At 33.6% G+C, this 14,123-nt stretch carries 18 protein-coding genes and 1 pseudogene; 5 read left to right on the top strand and 14 right to left on the bottom strand.

Annotated features, from left to right (window positions below):
* Positions 1 to 72 precede the first annotated feature (72 nt).
* Together CA730_RS05145 and CA730_RS05140 are read left to right on the top strand one after the other, a co-directional pair.
* Entirely contained in the window at positions 73 to 1,032 is a 960-nt protein-coding gene (locus tag CA730_RS05145; protein WP_096664794.1) for an RpnC/YadD family protein, read from the top strand.
* Positions 1,033 to 1,062: 30 nt separating this feature from the next.
* Positions 1,063 to 1,299, top strand: coding sequence for a hypothetical protein (locus tag CA730_RS05140; protein WP_096664791.1), 237 nt, complete (start codon positions 1,063 to 1,065; stop codon positions 1,297 to 1,299).
* A 131-nt stretch (positions 1,300 to 1,430) separates the two neighbouring features.
* Here the strand turns inward: CA730_RS05140 and CA730_RS05135 are convergent, their stop codons facing one another.
* The 6 genes from CA730_RS05135 to CA730_RS05110 all read right to left on the bottom strand — a co-directional run bounded on the left by CA730_RS05135 (position 1,431) and on the right by CA730_RS05110 (position 4,174).
* On the bottom strand, positions 1,431 to 1,877 hold the full coding sequence (locus CA730_RS05135; protein WP_096664788.1) for a type II toxin-antitoxin system VapC family toxin: 447 nt from the start codon (positions 1,875 to 1,877) through the stop codon (positions 1,431 to 1,433).
* Between the two features lie 11 nt (positions 1,878 to 1,888).
* A complete protein-coding gene (locus CA730_RS05130) occupies positions 1,889 to 2,149 on the bottom strand; it encodes a hypothetical protein (RefSeq protein WP_028090875.1) in 261 nt (86 codons plus the stop codon).
* Between the two features lie 291 nt (positions 2,150 to 2,440).
* Entirely contained in the window at positions 2,441 to 2,854 is a 414-nt protein-coding gene (locus tag CA730_RS05125; RefSeq protein WP_039199725.1) for a HEPN domain-containing protein, read from the bottom strand.
* Positions 2,847 to 3,173 carry a nucleotidyltransferase domain-containing protein gene (locus CA730_RS05120; protein ID WP_039199727.1) on the bottom strand — a complete coding sequence of 109 codons (327 nt, stop codon included), beginning with the start codon at positions 3,171 to 3,173 and terminating at the stop codon, positions 2,847 to 2,849. Before CA730_RS05120 ends, CA730_RS05125 begins: the two co-directional genes overlap by 8 nt.
* Before the next feature lie 355 nt (positions 3,174 to 3,528).
* Positions 3,529 to 3,963, bottom strand: coding sequence for a putative toxin-antitoxin system toxin component, PIN family (locus CA730_RS05115; RefSeq protein WP_096664785.1), 435 nt, complete (start codon positions 3,961 to 3,963; stop codon positions 3,529 to 3,531).
* Positions 3,953 to 4,174 carry a hypothetical protein gene (locus tag CA730_RS05110; RefSeq protein WP_039199730.1) on the bottom strand — a complete coding sequence of 74 codons (222 nt, stop codon included), beginning with the start codon at positions 4,172 to 4,174 and terminating at the stop codon, positions 3,953 to 3,955. The genes CA730_RS05115 and CA730_RS05110 overlap by 11 nt, the downstream gene beginning before the upstream one ends.
* Positions 4,175 to 4,305: 131 nt before the next feature.
* On the opposite strand from CA730_RS05110, the gene CA730_RS05105 reads away from it, so the two are divergent.
* Both CA730_RS05105 and CA730_RS24135 read left to right on the top strand, forming a co-directional pair.
* Positions 4,306 to 4,416 (top strand): DUF3368 domain-containing protein, encoded by a 111-nt coding sequence (locus CA730_RS05105; protein ID WP_269076499.1) that lies wholly within the window; start codon positions 4,306 to 4,308, stop codon positions 4,414 to 4,416.
* 31 nt (positions 4,417 to 4,447) lie between these two features.
* On the top strand, positions 4,448 to 4,594 hold the full coding sequence (locus tag CA730_RS24135; protein WP_157749916.1) for a hypothetical protein: 147 nt from the start codon (positions 4,448 to 4,450) through the stop codon (positions 4,592 to 4,594).
* A gap of 217 nt (positions 4,595 to 4,811) precedes the next feature.
* On the opposite strand, the gene CA730_RS05100 is transcribed toward CA730_RS24135, so the two are convergent.
* The 7 genes and pseudogenes from CA730_RS05100 to CA730_RS05065 all read right to left on the bottom strand — a co-directional run.
* Positions 4,812 to 6,227, bottom strand: coding sequence for a hypothetical protein (locus CA730_RS05100; RefSeq protein WP_096664780.1), 1,416 nt, complete (start codon positions 6,225 to 6,227; stop codon positions 4,812 to 4,814).
* 242 nt (positions 6,228 to 6,469) lie between these two features.
* Positions 6,470 to 7,258 carry a glycosyltransferase family 2 protein gene (locus CA730_RS05090; protein ID WP_096664777.1) on the bottom strand — a complete coding sequence of 263 codons (789 nt, stop codon included), beginning with the start codon at positions 7,256 to 7,258 and terminating at the stop codon, positions 6,470 to 6,472.
* A 233-nt stretch (positions 7,259 to 7,491) separates the two neighbouring features.
* The gene (locus CA730_RS05085; RefSeq protein ID WP_096664774.1) at positions 7,492 to 8,229 is read right to left on the bottom strand and encodes a glycosyltransferase family 2 protein; all 738 of its coding nucleotides are present in this window, start codon (positions 8,227 to 8,229) and stop codon (positions 7,492 to 7,494) included.
* 4 nt (positions 8,230 to 8,233) lie between these two features.
* The gene (wzy, locus tag CA730_RS24130; RefSeq protein ID WP_157749915.1) at positions 8,234 to 9,424 is read right to left on the bottom strand and encodes an O-antigen polysaccharide polymerase Wzy; all 1,191 of its coding nucleotides are present in this window, start codon (positions 9,422 to 9,424) and stop codon (positions 8,234 to 8,236) included.
* A 460-nt stretch (positions 9,425 to 9,884) separates the two neighbouring features.
* Positions 9,885 to 10,763 (bottom strand): glycosyltransferase, encoded by an 879-nt coding sequence (locus CA730_RS05075; protein ID WP_096664767.1) that lies wholly within the window; start codon positions 10,761 to 10,763, stop codon positions 9,885 to 9,887.
* A 155-nt stretch (positions 10,764 to 10,918) separates the two neighbouring features.
* Positions 10,919 to 12,277: a glycosyltransferase family 2 protein gene (locus CA730_RS05070; RefSeq protein ID WP_096664764.1), complete on the bottom strand. Its 1,359-nt coding sequence runs from the start codon at positions 12,275 to 12,277 to the stop codon at positions 10,919 to 10,921.
* A pseudogene (locus CA730_RS05065) lies at positions 12,274 to 12,498 on the bottom strand (ISKra4 family transposase); the annotation flags it as partial. The gene CA730_RS05070 and the pseudogene CA730_RS05065, both read right to left, overlap by 4 nt.
* 128 nt (positions 12,499 to 12,626) lie before the next feature.
* Here CA730_RS05065 and CA730_RS25965 point away from each other — a divergent pair.
* A complete protein-coding gene (locus tag CA730_RS25965; RefSeq protein WP_269076498.1) occupies positions 12,627 to 12,758 on the top strand; it encodes a hypothetical protein in 132 nt (43 codons plus the stop codon).
* A 99-nt stretch (positions 12,759 to 12,857) separates the two neighbouring features.
* Here CA730_RS25965 and CA730_RS05060 read toward each other — a convergent pair whose 3' ends face one another.
* Positions 12,858 to 14,108, bottom strand: coding sequence for a glycosyltransferase family 4 protein (locus CA730_RS05060; protein ID WP_096664762.1), 1,251 nt, complete (start codon positions 14,106 to 14,108; stop codon positions 12,858 to 12,860).
* Between the last annotated feature and the right edge of the window lie 15 nt (positions 14,109 to 14,123).

The following is a 14,123-nucleotide window of genomic DNA, read 5'->3' as shown; positions in this document are numbered from 1 at the left end:
GTGATTAAATTCCATAAATTAGCTCATTGCGGATAAAATAGAGCTAATTGAGCGGTCAGTGCATCACCATAAATGACTAAAAACCCATTTGATCAATTTTCCAAACAGTTATTTGCAGAATTTCTATCCTCCTTGGGTGAGGTGCGAATAAATTATGAAATACCTGGAGAACCCAGATTTGTTGATATTTGGTTTACACCATCTACTCAACAGCATCAGTCAGAAAATTTAGGTATTTTAAATAAAATTGCTGTAACCAGTTGTTTGTTAGAACCCTTTCGCAAGCAACCAACAGAAAGAGAAATCCGCAGTTGTTTAGCCAAACTATTCCACCTAGAAGCAGATTTACAACGTCAAGCCAAACGAGATAAAAAAAGTATTTCTGACCATGAACTACCAAGGTTGTGGATTATTGCTACTTCTTGTTCTCATAAACTGCTGAATAAATTTATGGCCACTGAGGATGAAAACTGGCTGCCAGGTATTTACTTTCCGTCACAATTACTGCTGACTGGAGTAATTGCCATTGATAAGTTAGCGAATACTCCAGAAACTCTCTGGTTGAGGATTTTAGGTAAAGGAATAATTCAACAAGCTGCAATTAATGAAGTAATTGCTTTACCCGAAGATGATAGAAAACGCTATACTATTTTAAAGTTATTAGGGACTTGGAAAATTACTATGGAAATAAGCAATGAGATTGATGTTGAAGATAGGGAACTAATAATGAATTTGACACCAGCTTATTTAGAGTGGGAACGGATAACGGAACTTCGTGGTTTAGAGCGCGGTAAGGAAATAGGTAAGGAAATAGGCAAGGAAATAGGTAAGGAAATAGGTAAGGAAATAGGTAAGGAAGAGGAAAGACGGCAAATAGTAGAAAACCTGCTTTTAGCGCGATTTGGCTTTATAGACGAGCAATTAGCGGCAGTTGTTAAGCCTATATTAAATTTAACACCTCACGAATATACTACCTTGCTGTTGCAGTTGTCTAGTTTATCTCGTGAGCAGTTGTTATCCCGATTTCAATAGCAAACTGCTTGCAGCGCTGACGCGATCGCTATGAGTAGTATTTTTAGAAAAGGCAAGTATAGATTAGTATGGCTGGTTTTAGCGATCGCCCTTGGTTTATCTACTATAATTCCTGTGAGGATAGCGATTGCTTTTCACGAAACTTCCTTACCCCAGGTAATTTTTGTGTTGAGGGGTGATTCTCAAAGAATGGAATTTGTCGCCCAGTTTTGGCGATCGCACAAAGATTTTCATTTTCTGGTAAAGATTTCTAAGTATAATGGGTGACGAGAACATTTTGGATCATTACAGTCAAAACGGCTTAATCATTTTTTGTGATTAAATTCCATAGCGAACTACTTGCAGCAGCGTTTCGCAATCGCTCATTTTCTTCAAGCTGGGTTTAAAATGGAGTGAATTTACACCCATGATTCCAAGGGAAAAGGCTGTACTTGATGAATACGCCTAAAATCGCTATCAGCAGAAACGAGAGTGAGATTGTGTTGAATTGCTGTTGCTGCTATCCAAAGATCATGATCGCTAAATCCCAAATTTTCAATGCTAAAATTACGACGTTTGCTTTTCTCTTGGGGAGCAAAATAATTAAAAACCGATGATTTTAGACGACTGTAAATAATGGCAGTTTCTTCATCAATAAAATATAAATCAACGTCGGACAAAAAAACCTGAACTGCACCTAAATTTTGAGATTTTAGTGCTGATTTTTCTGTCATATATAGTAGTTCTGCATAAGTGATAATGCTAATGCCAATGGTAACAGACGAGGAAGATTTTAAGGTATCGGTAACTTGAGGATTACCATTAATAATGTAGCTACAGTGATTAGTATCGAGCAAATAAGACATAGTGACAAAAATTAAAACTGCGTTTGAGAACGAGTTTCTTCAACTAAACGCAGACAATCTTCCAAATCATCACCATGCCAAGTTCCAGTATAATGTAGTAAATCACCTGCTTTTTTACCTCGCTTAATGGGAGAAATACGACGTAATGGGCGTTGATTTACGGTGCTTTTTTCCTGAATAGAGTCAATAAAATCACTAACTAAGGAAAGCTGTTCTGGTGCTAGTTGGGATATCTGTTGTTCAATTTTTTGATGTAGTTCTAAATAAGTCATGTTTACCTCGTTTTTATAGAAAGACAAAATACTTGGTTGATTCTATTTTATCTCATAGCCATATCTTCGGTAGGCTTCGCTATCGCACTTCCTAAAATCATCCTACAAGCGATTACTAGGTCGCGCTTCGCTATCGCTCTTGCAAAAATCGCACAAACGAGGATAGCGAAATGCTTGCAGCGGTGCTTAGGCGATCGCTTTTCACCAAACTGCCGTACCTCAGGCAATTTTCGTGTTACGTAGTGATTCTACTTGGGTGAAATACTATCTGTAAATAATACCAGAAGTATCTTACTCACGGTCAAATTCACTTGGCAATTTTTGAATAACGAAGTCTAGAACTAAAGTAGCCATCTCCAATGCCTCCTCAGCTTCGGATCTTTCCGGCTCAATTACATCCCCTGGATATCGAAATTCTGTTGCATAAGGGGTCAAAGTATCCGCTATATCTTTTAAATCATGAAACCCAGGTTCAAACAATGAACAGATATCTAACAAAACATCCAAATCATGGGTTTTTTTGACTACCTGCTCTTGATATGTCAAATAAGCCTTTAATGCTTTTTCGGCAGCCTGTTGACAATGGTAAACAACAGCATCCAACAGAGATTCTTCATTATTAATAAGTAACACATACGCAGCCTTTAAATCTCGCTGGCTCTTGATTAACCACTGTCTAGTTTCTGCAAATTTTGCGTTATCCATACAGGAGTTTACCCTGACGTATTACTTGATTGACTAGTGAGTTGGCTACACTAGCCTTGAGTTCAACTTCTGAGCGGGTCATCACCAGAATATCTTTTGGAATACCAATACCACGCAAAGCTTTGTATGCCTGACGCGCTCGACGATAGCGTGGTTCATCTGATTTTGAGATAATCACCAATAAATCAATATCGCTATCCTCGGTCGGTTCACCGTAAGCATAAGAGCCGAACAAAAAAATCTGTTCTGGTTCGAGCGCGCTCACCAGTCGGTTAGTAATTTCATTTAGAAAGTGAGTGCTTAAATGCTTGGCAGCCATAAAATTTAACTTATTCTAATACTTTCTCTAAAATACACTAAATAAGATGGGGCAATGAACTTTTGCAAAATTTTGAACAACCAAAGCGATCGCTATGATTAATATTAGTATAGATGAGGCTGGTTTTAGAGAATTCCTTGCAGCAGCACTGAAGCGATCGCTATGAGTAGTATTTTTAGAAAGGGCAAGTATAGATTAGTATGGCTGGTTTTAGCGATCGCCCTTGGCTTATCTACTATAATTTCTGTGAGGATAGCGATCGCGTAAGCGCTGCTGCAAGCAGTTCGCTACTATTGTCCTTAGTAGTCAAGGGATTGTGGTTACACCTCTTGCTGTACCTTCAGCCGGTGACAAGTCAGAATCTCTGATGCGGGTCTGAAGATAAACTATCTAAAAACTGACTCGGTGTAACAATCAAGATATCTCGAAAAGGATGCAGTTCTAATAAGTCTTTGTCTCCTGTGATAATATGAGTGGCATTTCCAGAAATGGCTAATTCTAAGAATTTATTATCTTTAGGATCTCGACAAATATCAATTGTTTCATTAATTGTGATTAATTCTGTTTCTCTAGCTAAACTGGCTAAAAAGTCTTCACGAATTTCTCTCGATAGATAGCGGTCAAATTTTGGACGACTGAGTACATCAATTAATTCTGATAAAATTTCCACAGAAATTAAGATTACTCCGTTTTGTTTGGCTTCTCTAAGAGCTTGCATTGTGGTAGATTTAGAGAAGATTAATGCACTGACAATTACATTTGTATCAATTACGATACGGTTAGTTTTCATCCTTGAGAATAGATTCTAAAATTTCCGGGGTCATTCCCTTAGCAATGGCTTGTTGACTCGCTTCTTCCATGATATCTAAGAGTGGTTTTTGACTGACTGCTTTTTGTAGCATTATGTTGAGAAATATTTGGATTTTTTGCTGTTTTTCTGGTTCTGCTTCTCGGTACGCTTTGGCAATTTCTGGGTCAACTTGAATGGTAATGTTTTCCATGATAAGTTACAAGTTAATTAGTCTAGTTTTATTATAGCGATCGCCAGCTATTTCTGTTTTACAGTATTACCTATCCTGAATTATCTTAATCTCCTCTTCTGTTAACCTATACAATTTGTACACTATAGGGTGTGTTGGCTAGTGTTAAGGATGTTTTAGATGAGATGCAAGCACAGGGAATGAGAATTTCAGACCGGCTGTATGTGCAGGTTTTGACTTTAGCACAGGAAAAGAAAGTTTGAGGATAGGTAAGGTAATTTATCTCGTGAGTAGTTGTTAGTGAGATTTCAATGGCGAACTGCTGACGCGATCGCTATGAGTAGTATTTTTAGAAAGGGCAAGTATAGATTAGTATGGCTGGTTTTAGCGATCGCCCTTGGTTTATCTACTATAATTCCTGTGAGGATAGCGATAGCGTAAGCGCTGCTGCAAGCAGTTCGCTGCTATTGTCCTTGGTAGTGAAGGGATTGTAGTTACACCTCTTGCTGTACCTTCATCAGATGACAAGTCAGAATCTCTGATCGGAGTGGTGCGGGATTGTGGGCGATCGCTTTTGTGGATTGTAACGGGGCGAACTGGAGCAAGTCTGAATCCTTGACTGAAATTAACTACATTTTTTTAATAAAAAACTATATAGCTATATGGTGAAACTAGGTTCTAACATATATTCTGGTTTCTTGACACCAAAATAATTCAAAATTGCAGGAGTGTACTCAAGATAATTAATTTTTTCACTTTTAGCCGACGCAGTTTTGCTATTGAAAATAATTAAACTTCCTTCTGGACAATGACATCCTGAATGATGATCTTCAATTTTGAACTTCACAAAACCTAATTCAGAAAATTTAAACGAGTTATCTCTTACCCGATATAACTCACTATTAGAATCTAAATTAACCGTTAAAGTAATTACGTTAGCATTTAAATCTGCCACTAGGTTAATATTTTCCAAAGTTTTGATGGATTCCTTAATTTCTAAAAAGCAATTTTTGGATTCTTCAAGGTTTGAAAATTCCAAAGAATATTGAGGAACCATTCCCGATTCTACTTTATATTTAAAGTTGCTCACCGTTAGCTTGTCTACTAATTTTTTAGCATCCTCCAACCTAAAATCATGAGTTTTCAGGTGTTGTACTCCGTCTACCAACTTTTTATTAGCGTTCTGTCCCATACTACTTACAACAAGTAAGATAGTATTTTTTCTTTTAGAAATCTCAATTAACTCATGCAAATAATAGTCCAATATATCCAGCGACTCCATGATTTCATGAGAATACTTATTCATCCAATCCTGATCATAAAGTTTTGATTGATAATCATCGGGAAAAAGACCATACCAGTAGCGATGCATATTTGCTGCCACGTGATTAGTAAACAATATTGCTAAATCTGGTTCTTGCTTCTGTAACTGATAAATAAACATATCAGCTATCAAAGGAAATTGTACATTTCTCAATCGCTCCTTATTAACTTTTTTTAACAAAATTTGTGTAACTACACGAGCCGCATCAATTATTGTTTTTATCTGTATTCCATATTTTGGAAATTTCGGTATCGCAGATAATGTCTCGTGGATAGGAGTTTTTAATGTTGAAACTCTAGAATTAGAGGAAGTTAATTTAAGGTTTAACTGTTGAAATGCTTGATAGTAATCAGGCTTCGTAAATGAATCAACCGCAAAACAGTCAGGAATCAGAAATTTATAGTTATCATTATTTGCGTAAGATGATGCTGGGGAGGAATGAAGTGTATTAACTAATCCAATGCTAAAACCATTTTCTGCCAACAATTTCCAATACAATGGGGTGTCAGGAGATTTCGGGTCATTATACCAATGAATATTATGTAATTCATAGGGTGAGCCTGTATTAAACGAAGCCCAAGTTTGAGATGGATACAAGAAAGATTCATCAACATCCTGAGCTAAAGTTTCTAAAACCAGGGAATTATTAAGTAAGTAAGATATAGAAGAATTAGGTTTGATAGACTGATAGTGATGAAATACTCTAAGGGGTATTTCGTTTGCTTCAAATACAATAATTTTCTGATTCACTAGTTTGACTCCTAATTTAGAGGATATTTGAAAAGTTTTGAAGGGTAAAATTTTAGGCTAATCGTCCCACCATAATACGGATTATGGCAAGGTAGATAAACGTTTGTTTCCAATGTTTTCAGACAATAATTCATTAACTTATAGTCTCTGACTAATTGCCGACACCCCATGAGCCAACCAAAAGTAAGCTCCACCACCCAACGTTTTTTGAGCAATTTTATAAATCATGTGAGAGTGAAGTTTTAGAAGAGTTTCCAGCCATGTTTATTGAAAAAGTAAATTGCTGACTGAATATTAATTATTGTTAAATTCAGTGCTTTATATGAGCCTTTTGCCCAATGGTGAAAAATATGTACATCAGGATAAAACACAGTCTTGTATTTTTTAGCCATTCTCAAAGTTATATCTGCATCTTCAAAGTACATAAATATATCTTCATCAAAGTAGCCAATTTCATCAAAATACTTTTTACGAAAGAGCATGAAGCATCCAGATAAATACAAAATATCAGCCGTTGTTTTATCGTAGCCCATATCCCGCATTTCATACCAATCCAGATAGCTTTTTACAAGAAAGTGTAATCGCTTAGGAAGAAACCGTCTAGCGAACAGAGCAAGTATTGTTGGATAACGCTTACAAAGATATTGTGTTTCACCACTAGGGAAAAATATTTTAGGCTGGATTAGACCAACTTCCTGATTGCTTTCTAAATAATCTATTAATTGTGGTATGACATTTTCATCAAAATAGATGTCTGGGTTAAGCACAAGATGGTAATCAGAAACTCCACATTTAGAAATAGCTATATTATGGGCTTTGCCAAAACCTACATTGTCACCATTATTATGGTAGTAATTAACATTTTTTAAATCCTTGAATACTTTTTCTAAATCTGTAGAAGGCGAGTTATCAACAACACACAAGTGTATATTCAATGGTGTATTGATTGTTGATAATACAGTCTTATGAATCATTTCAGGATTATTTTTGTATAAGACTAGTGAAGCAGTAATACGTACTTTTATTTCCATAAATTCATTTTATTTACTATGATAGATGTTTTGTTTTAAATATATTATTCTTCTGCATAGGAAGACAAAAATATTTAAAATTAGCGTAAATTTTAGGGGAAATTAGGAGAATTATAAACTTCAGTATATCCAGCATTCGTTTCATAAAAATTATTTGAAATAGCTCATTGTCTAGATTGAAAATCTATGCGATTAATCCAGCCTAAACGCAAAAATGTGTTTTTACTTAGCTGTCAAGTTTTGATTTTTCTATTTCTATGTTTTAACAACAAATTTACAATATTTTTTGCTAAAGCAAAGCGCCACTTTAACATTTGTAAAATTACTAAATTGCTAAAGATGCCAACACTTGTATTACTGTTATGTCTCCTATGCTGTATTAAAGGTTCGTCTATGTAAAAAGCTTTCCCATAGATTCCATTAACTATACCAATCCATATATCATGCATTGAGATATCATCAGGAAACGGTAAAAATACTTCAAGCATTTCTCTCCTAAAAGCTAAAGTACAACCATGATATTTATTTTTTATAAAATTTGAAAGTGGATCAGCAACAAATTTGCCTCTAAGTTTAAAGAACGAATTTGCAGTTACTTGACCTTCTGAATCTATAATTTGTGCATCACTAAGTACCAGTGTTATATCAGGATACTTTTGGAATACTTCTAAAATCTTCTCGACTTTATTAGGAAGCCATACATCATCTTGATCACTTAAAAATATTAAATTACCAGTGGCGTTGTTTATAGCTTTTTCAAAGTTTTTTGTAACTCCTAAATTAACTTCATTTTTGAATATTTTTATTCTTGAATCATTGAATGTGTCAATTATTTGCAAAGTAATATCTGTTGATTTATCATCAACAATAATCAATTCGTCATCTGCCCTTAACTGTACCAATATAGATGATATCTGATCATTTACATATTTACAACCATTATAAGTTGCCATACATACTGATATTTTCATGTATTTATCTACCTATTAATTTCATTTTATCTAATTTATGGAAAATTAAAGGATACAATAGTTGAAGGCTTAAGCCACTAAAGCTAAACATATTATCAAAAATCAAGAATAGATATAGAGAATTTAATATTGCTATAGCAGTAACATAATATTTACTTTTTTTGGATAAAAATGAAATATAAAATAATGGAAAAATGATAATAAATATACTCATAATAACAACACCAAGCCAAGATAAATATACATAACTTGCTGCATAAACACTTGATACAGTAAGTGCATTTACCATCAAAATAGGTTGTTTTGTATCTGCATCATAAATAGTATTGATTCTTTTGGAGATAAAATCTGGTAATAATTGCGTATTAATGAACATTATAAAATTAGTTAAATCTAAATCCAAATATTTATCATCATTTATATTTGTCTGTAAATTTGCCAATGGAGATGAGATATAAAGATAAGCCCAAAAAAATTCCTTCGGAATAGGTGAATTTATAAAGCCTGGACTAGCTTCTCCTACATCTAAAATAAAATTTTCTAAATTAGAATTTTTGTCTGCCAATTGACTTGCCGTTCTTAAGTTTCCTATTGCACCAAAACCAAAAAGTATTAAGAATAAGATTAATAAAATTGAAACCCCTTTTTTAGCTATTTTTATAAATTCTATATTCTTATTGCTATAATAGATAAGATATACAAACAAGCAAGATACTAAATTAATTAAAAACATACCTCTATTAACTATCAATATAGGAGGTAATAGATTGAGTAAATAAATAATTAAAAGGTTAGATTTTTTATTGCAAATATAAACATGAAATAAGTAAACTGTAAAAAAAGAGCTAAATGTAACAATGAAGACGTGTAGAGTAGGAATTCCAAATTGCGTGTAATCATAATATTCACCTCTTATGACCTTAACCAAAGGAATACCTTTTGCATAAATGAATTGTGTAATCCATAGAAAATAAAGATAGACTGTTATACGGTAAAGATTTTTGTCATAATTTATATCCTTGAATATAAAAGATGTTCTATGTCGACAACCAATTACGACTGAAACTATAAAAGTAGTTAATAAGAAAAGCAACAAATTCCAGGTCAGACTCGGATATAATTCAGACCAACCCAACGAATAACAAAATAATACAAGAGAGAATGAAAATACGTACGTATACCAAGGATTAATCATAATTATTAGCCAAGTAAATTCGGTTCTTCAGTACCTAATATGCACAATCAAATCCAAAAAATTTCGGAAAGCTTGCTATACATAAGAAATAAGCCATAATTTTGAACATTATTACAAAATATTGCCTCTTTACCCTGTTCCCTGTTCCCTCCTTCAGATTGATTATTTAGCATAACAAGTACGGTAGAACCGTAAATTATAATTAAGATTATATAAATCATATAGGGCTACTATTTGATTTTTGAACAAGCTGTAAACCATAAACCCCATCGAATCAACGATTGAGTCTCAGTATAATGAACAAGAATCAAACCGGATTCCTATAGTTTAAAAATGATTGAAATTAAATACAAATCTATTTCGACTTTGTTTGAGACTTTCTTGTGTTTTGTCATAAGAGTAAATTTCCCACTTATTGCTTGATTTGCAAGTTTTACTGTAATTCCAAAAGACTAAATTTTCAAGGTAGATGCTGATTGATTAATTTCTTGGCAAATATATATAAAAATTTGATGTTTCTAAACTTAATAGATAATCTAATAGCCCTGATAAACGTTACACATAAAAGGATTAAAGTATTTAAATCAATTTTACCAAAGTATTTAATGCTTTCGCAATAAGTTGTGAATCTTTTCAATAAGGCATTTACATCATCTTCTGTAGCAGAAAGTTCATGAATACACTTAGTATCAACAATATAAAAATATTGATAAACTTGCCTGTATCTATCAATAAAGTCAAAATCACTAAAGTCTAGCTTAAGTCTTTCATTGTAACCGCCAACTTTCTCGAAAATATCAATACTTATTAATAGACCACTATTCAGTAGTGATTTTCTTCTAGCTTTCACTATTCCAATCTCCATTGACTTCATCGGAAAACCTCTTTTAAAGAAATAGTTACATGGAGAATAGATAGTTCCATTTGTGGAAACAAGGATAGGTGCAAATAAAGAATGCTCATTATTATCTAGCACTGCTCTAGAATACTTGATAATGGCATCATCTGGGAGTTTAGTATCCTGATCCAAAAGTAAAAGCCATTTCTTATTCAATTTTTTTCCTAGCTTAAATCCCTCGTTATATGCTTTGCTTACACCAGGATTAGTTTCGTCATGAACATAGTGAATCTTCCAATTTTCGCCAGATAATTCCTCATTAAGAATCATTGACGAAGGACTATTATCATAAATAAAAATATCTATATTTAAATGAGTATTTTGTAAAGAGTTAACCAATGATATAAATGAATCTGATTCATTTAATCTTCTTTTATAAATAACTAGTATAAACAGTATTCCCTCAGTCGTAGAAATTAATTCAGGTTGATCCATAATCATAATCTTGGTCTTCCTTATAAAAGATTGTGTTTAGTATGTGCCTATCAATGTTGATGTTCTAGTAATATTCTTGTTTTGCAAAGATTATGACTATAACTATACCTGATCAGTGTTTTCAGTTTATAATATAAGTGTATAAATACTTGCTTAAATTCCTACCTATTTAGCTTACTCATTTGCTGATTTGCAATTATGCCCCTAATTTTCAAAATTAAACTCATAATTGTATTAACTACATAGTTAACATACTTGCTTCTAATATTATTCATCTCTTTAATCCCCAAATCTCTATTTCTAGAACTTTCTCCTTCATATCTAAATATAGAAACAGGACTGTTTATATATTTGTAGCTGCCATTTTGGGTGTATATTTTTAAATTCAACTCATAATCTGCACCAATTTTATATCTATCTTGATAACGGAAATCATTAAATAAATATTTACGGTAAAAACATGATTGGTGATGCAATGTATTCCCCACCAGTATCTTGTAATTTAACTTAGATTTAAAATAATAGTTATTGCTAAATATAACATTGCCAAAAATAATGTCAACATCTATATCTTTTTGACAAAAAATAAATTTATTAATTACCTCAGTATCAAATAAAATATCATCAGAACCAAGAAAGAAAATCCAATCTCCAGCGGCAATAGATAATGCCTTGTTCATTGCATTGTAAATTCCGTTGTCTGGCTCACTAATCCAATAATTTATTTGATCATCATACTTGCGTATTATATTAATAGTTTCATCGGTAGAACCACCGTCAATTATTATATATTCAACATTGGGATAAGATTGATTGATTACCGACTGGATAGTTTGTTCTATATACCTTTCTCCATTAAACACCACAGTAATTACAGAAACTAAAGGTAACTCACGGCTAGAAGGTTTCAAAAATCCTTTATTCCTTAAGCCACCTTCACTTGAAAGTTGAGTGTTATGTGATAAAAACAAAATGCCATTATTATTTTCACTAACTGTTTCTGTAGTTACATTAGGATGATCCTTAGTCAATAAGCAGGTTGTTGAATAACCTATCCGTTCTTGTTCCGCAGCATGATCTGGAATTATAAATGGATGTGAAGTTGGTAATTGCAAGTATACATGATCAATTCTTTGCCAATACTTTCCTACTAAGAATCTTTTAGGAACAGATTCACAATGCTTTTCAAAATCTAGATTTATTGAAGTATCACATAGATAAATAATCACTTTAAATCTATTTACTTTATTTTTAGAAGCCGTTAAAAGAATATCTTCACTCCACTTATTATCAAAGAGATACTGTTTAAATATATCTGCTTTCCAAGCATAACGGATATCTACATCATAAATTTCACCGCCATCATTCAAACAAACTAATGTCTCAATACCGCGCCAACCAGTCATAGATTCAACACTACGAACACTAGCGGATTCAATATTTACAAAATTAATATTAAGTTGTAGAGAATTAATAAAATGTAAGTAGCTTTCACTTTTTTTACTATCCAAAGATTTCATAAATATTTCAATTTTAGACTATAAATACTCAAGCAGGATGAATTGTTAAGATAAGCACAACGAACTCGGAGAATCCGAGGAACATTTTGCCGTTTCCAGATTGCGCCACTAATCTTGACTCTGGCACCAATCTGTTTAATTTTTGATTCAACAGATCCAGAACCAATAGGAATACCTAATTTCTGATATGTAGAATAGTTAGGAATTCGTTGACGATGTTTATACGGTTGAGATATGGACTTTTGTAAAATCACGAAAACCCCAGATTTGTAGGGGTTTAGCAGTGCTAAACCCCTACCCATAAAATCAAGTAATTAAGCCGTGTTGAGTATACTACCCTACAGAATTTATGCGATCGCATAAAAATAGAGTTTTAGCACCGGGTGTGGTAGTTCAAGCTAAATTTTGGGAAATCGCTAAAACCATTACGACACCTAGATTTATTGTTTTTTTGGCAATTTCTCGAACTCCAAAAAAATGAGCGAACCGGGAGTCATAAGTATTTACACTCATTCCAAATTGAAATGCTCCCGCTGGATCAATGATTTTCTGGAGTTCTCTTAGAGATTGGAAAATTTATTTATAGAGATTCAAGACATGAATCATATATTGATAGATACTTCCTAGCTTGGATTTCTAAAGTAAAGTTCTGCTCAACTTTTTCACGACTATTACTTCCTAACTTTCGTAATCTTTCCTCATCCTCCAATACCCATACAATTCCTTTGGCTAAGTCATCTGTATTAAAGGGTTTGGCTAAATAGCCATTCTGTTGATGCTCTATCATATCACACATACCGCCAATATCAAAAGCTACGCAAGGAGTACCGCAAGCTAAAGACTCCATAACTGTGTTTGGTAAATTATCTTGCACAGAAGGAGCAAGAAATACATCCGCGGCTGCATAGACTAAGGATAGAGAAATATCATCATTTAATCTACCTAAATAATGTGATTTAAAGCCAAGTTTAGTAGGGTTTTTAGGTTGAGAAGATCCAAATACAACTAGTTCTAGTCGCTCTCTCCACCCTGATTGACTGAGATTTTGTAAGGCTGATTGTAGAAAATTAAACCCTTTTCTGGGATCGCTAGTTGCACTCACAGCACCAAATAGAATTAGTTGCTTATCTTCAGGTAAACCGAGAATAGACCGTGCTACATATTTTTCAATTGGTTTATACTGTTTCGTATCCAGTCCATTAGGAATAACCTCAATTCTTGTATCTTTTAGTAAAGAGCTAGAAGCTGCACATTTAGCCAGCCAATGACTTGGAGTAACTATAGTTAAATTTAAGTTTTTCCACGCATTGGCTTTACGTTGCCAAATCCAGCGCGATAAGTCTTTTTCTTTATTGCTGTGCAGTTGAGGACAAGCCCCGCAGGAGTTTGTGTAATTCATACAATCTCCGTTGTAGTGACATCCTCCTGTAAATGTCCACATATCATGGAGTGTCCAAACTATGGGTTTTTTGAATTTAGCAATAGTCTCTATTTTTAGATAGCCACCATTAATCCAGTGTAAATTAATCACATCAGGATTGATTTGAGCTACTTGTGCGGCTAAGTTATCTGGTAGCCATTGAACGGAATAGGTAGAGCGATCGCGCTGCGGATAAAGTTGTAATGGCAGACTATCGAGAGTGGGTTTTAATTTGCCAATACCTTTACTTAGTTTGCTGACTGGAGCAGTTACTGTATAATCATCACTTTGCTTATTTTGTACAAGCATTTGGGAATCTACACCAATATTTTGCAACCCTCGGTGTAAACGATAAGCGGCACGGGCAGCACCTCCGCTAATATCACTGCTGCTAATTAGTAGTGGGTTCATTGACCTTAAAAAGCT

The sequence above is a fragment of the Dolichospermum compactum NIES-806 genome (genome assembly GCF_002368115.1).
GTDB classification, from domain to species: Bacteria; Cyanobacteriota; Cyanobacteriia; order Cyanobacteriales; family Nostocaceae; genus Dolichospermum; species Dolichospermum compactum.
Note: the sequence above shows the minus strand (reverse complement) of the source record. Positions and strands in the feature narration are given on the sequence as shown.

What these genes read in the sequence shown, in the direction of transcription:
- CA730_RS05145 (WP_096664794.1), top strand. Translation starts at nt 73, where the DNA reads ATGACTAAAAACCCATTTGATCAATTTTCCAAACAGTTATTTGCAGAA.
- CA730_RS05140 (WP_096664791.1), top strand. Translation starts at nt 1,063, where the DNA reads ATGAGTAGTATTTTTAGAAAAGGCAAGTATAGATTAGTATGGCTGGTT.
- CA730_RS05135 (WP_096664788.1), bottom strand. Translation starts at nt 1,877, where the DNA reads ATGTCTTATTTGCTCGATACTAATCACTGTAGCTACATTATTAATGGT.
- CA730_RS05130 (WP_028090875.1), bottom strand. Translation starts at nt 2,149, where the DNA reads ATGACTTATTTAGAACTACATCAAAAAATTGAACAACAGATATCCCAA.
- CA730_RS05125 (WP_039199725.1), bottom strand. Translation starts at nt 2,854, where the DNA reads ATGGATAACGCAAAATTTGCAGAAACTAGACAGTGGTTAATCAAGAGC.
- CA730_RS05120 (WP_039199727.1), bottom strand. Translation starts at nt 3,173, where the DNA reads ATGGCTGCCAAGCATTTAAGCACTCACTTTCTAAATGAAATTACTAAC.
- CA730_RS05115 (WP_096664785.1), bottom strand. Translation starts at nt 3,963, where the DNA reads ATGAAAACTAACCGTATCGTAATTGATACAAATGTAATTGTCAGTGCA.
- CA730_RS05110 (WP_039199730.1), bottom strand. Translation starts at nt 4,174, where the DNA reads ATGGAAAACATTACCATTCAAGTTGACCCAGAAATTGCCAAAGCGTAC.
- CA730_RS05090 (WP_096664777.1), bottom strand. Translation starts at nt 7,258, where the DNA reads ATGGAAATAAAAGTACGTATTACTGCTTCACTAGTCTTATACAAAAAT.
- CA730_RS05085 (WP_096664774.1), bottom strand. Translation starts at nt 8,229, where the DNA reads ATGAAAATATCAGTATGTATGGCAACTTATAATGGTTGTAAATATGTA.
- wzy (WP_157749915.1), bottom strand. Translation starts at nt 9,424, where the DNA reads ATGATTAATCCTTGGTATACGTACGTATTTTCATTCTCTCTTGTATTA.
- CA730_RS05075 (WP_096664767.1), bottom strand. Translation starts at nt 10,763, where the DNA reads ATGATTATGGATCAACCTGAATTAATTTCTACGACTGAGGGAATACTG.
- CA730_RS05070 (WP_096664764.1), bottom strand. Translation starts at nt 12,277, where the DNA reads ATGAAATCTTTGGATAGTAAAAAAAGTGAAAGCTACTTACATTTTATT.
- CA730_RS25965 (WP_269076498.1), top strand. Translation starts at nt 12,627, where the DNA reads ATGCGATCGCATAAAAATAGAGTTTTAGCACCGGGTGTGGTAGTTCAA.
- CA730_RS05060 (WP_096664762.1), bottom strand. Translation starts at nt 14,108, where the DNA reads ATGAACCCACTACTAATTAGCAGCAGTGATATTAGCGGAGGTGCTGCC.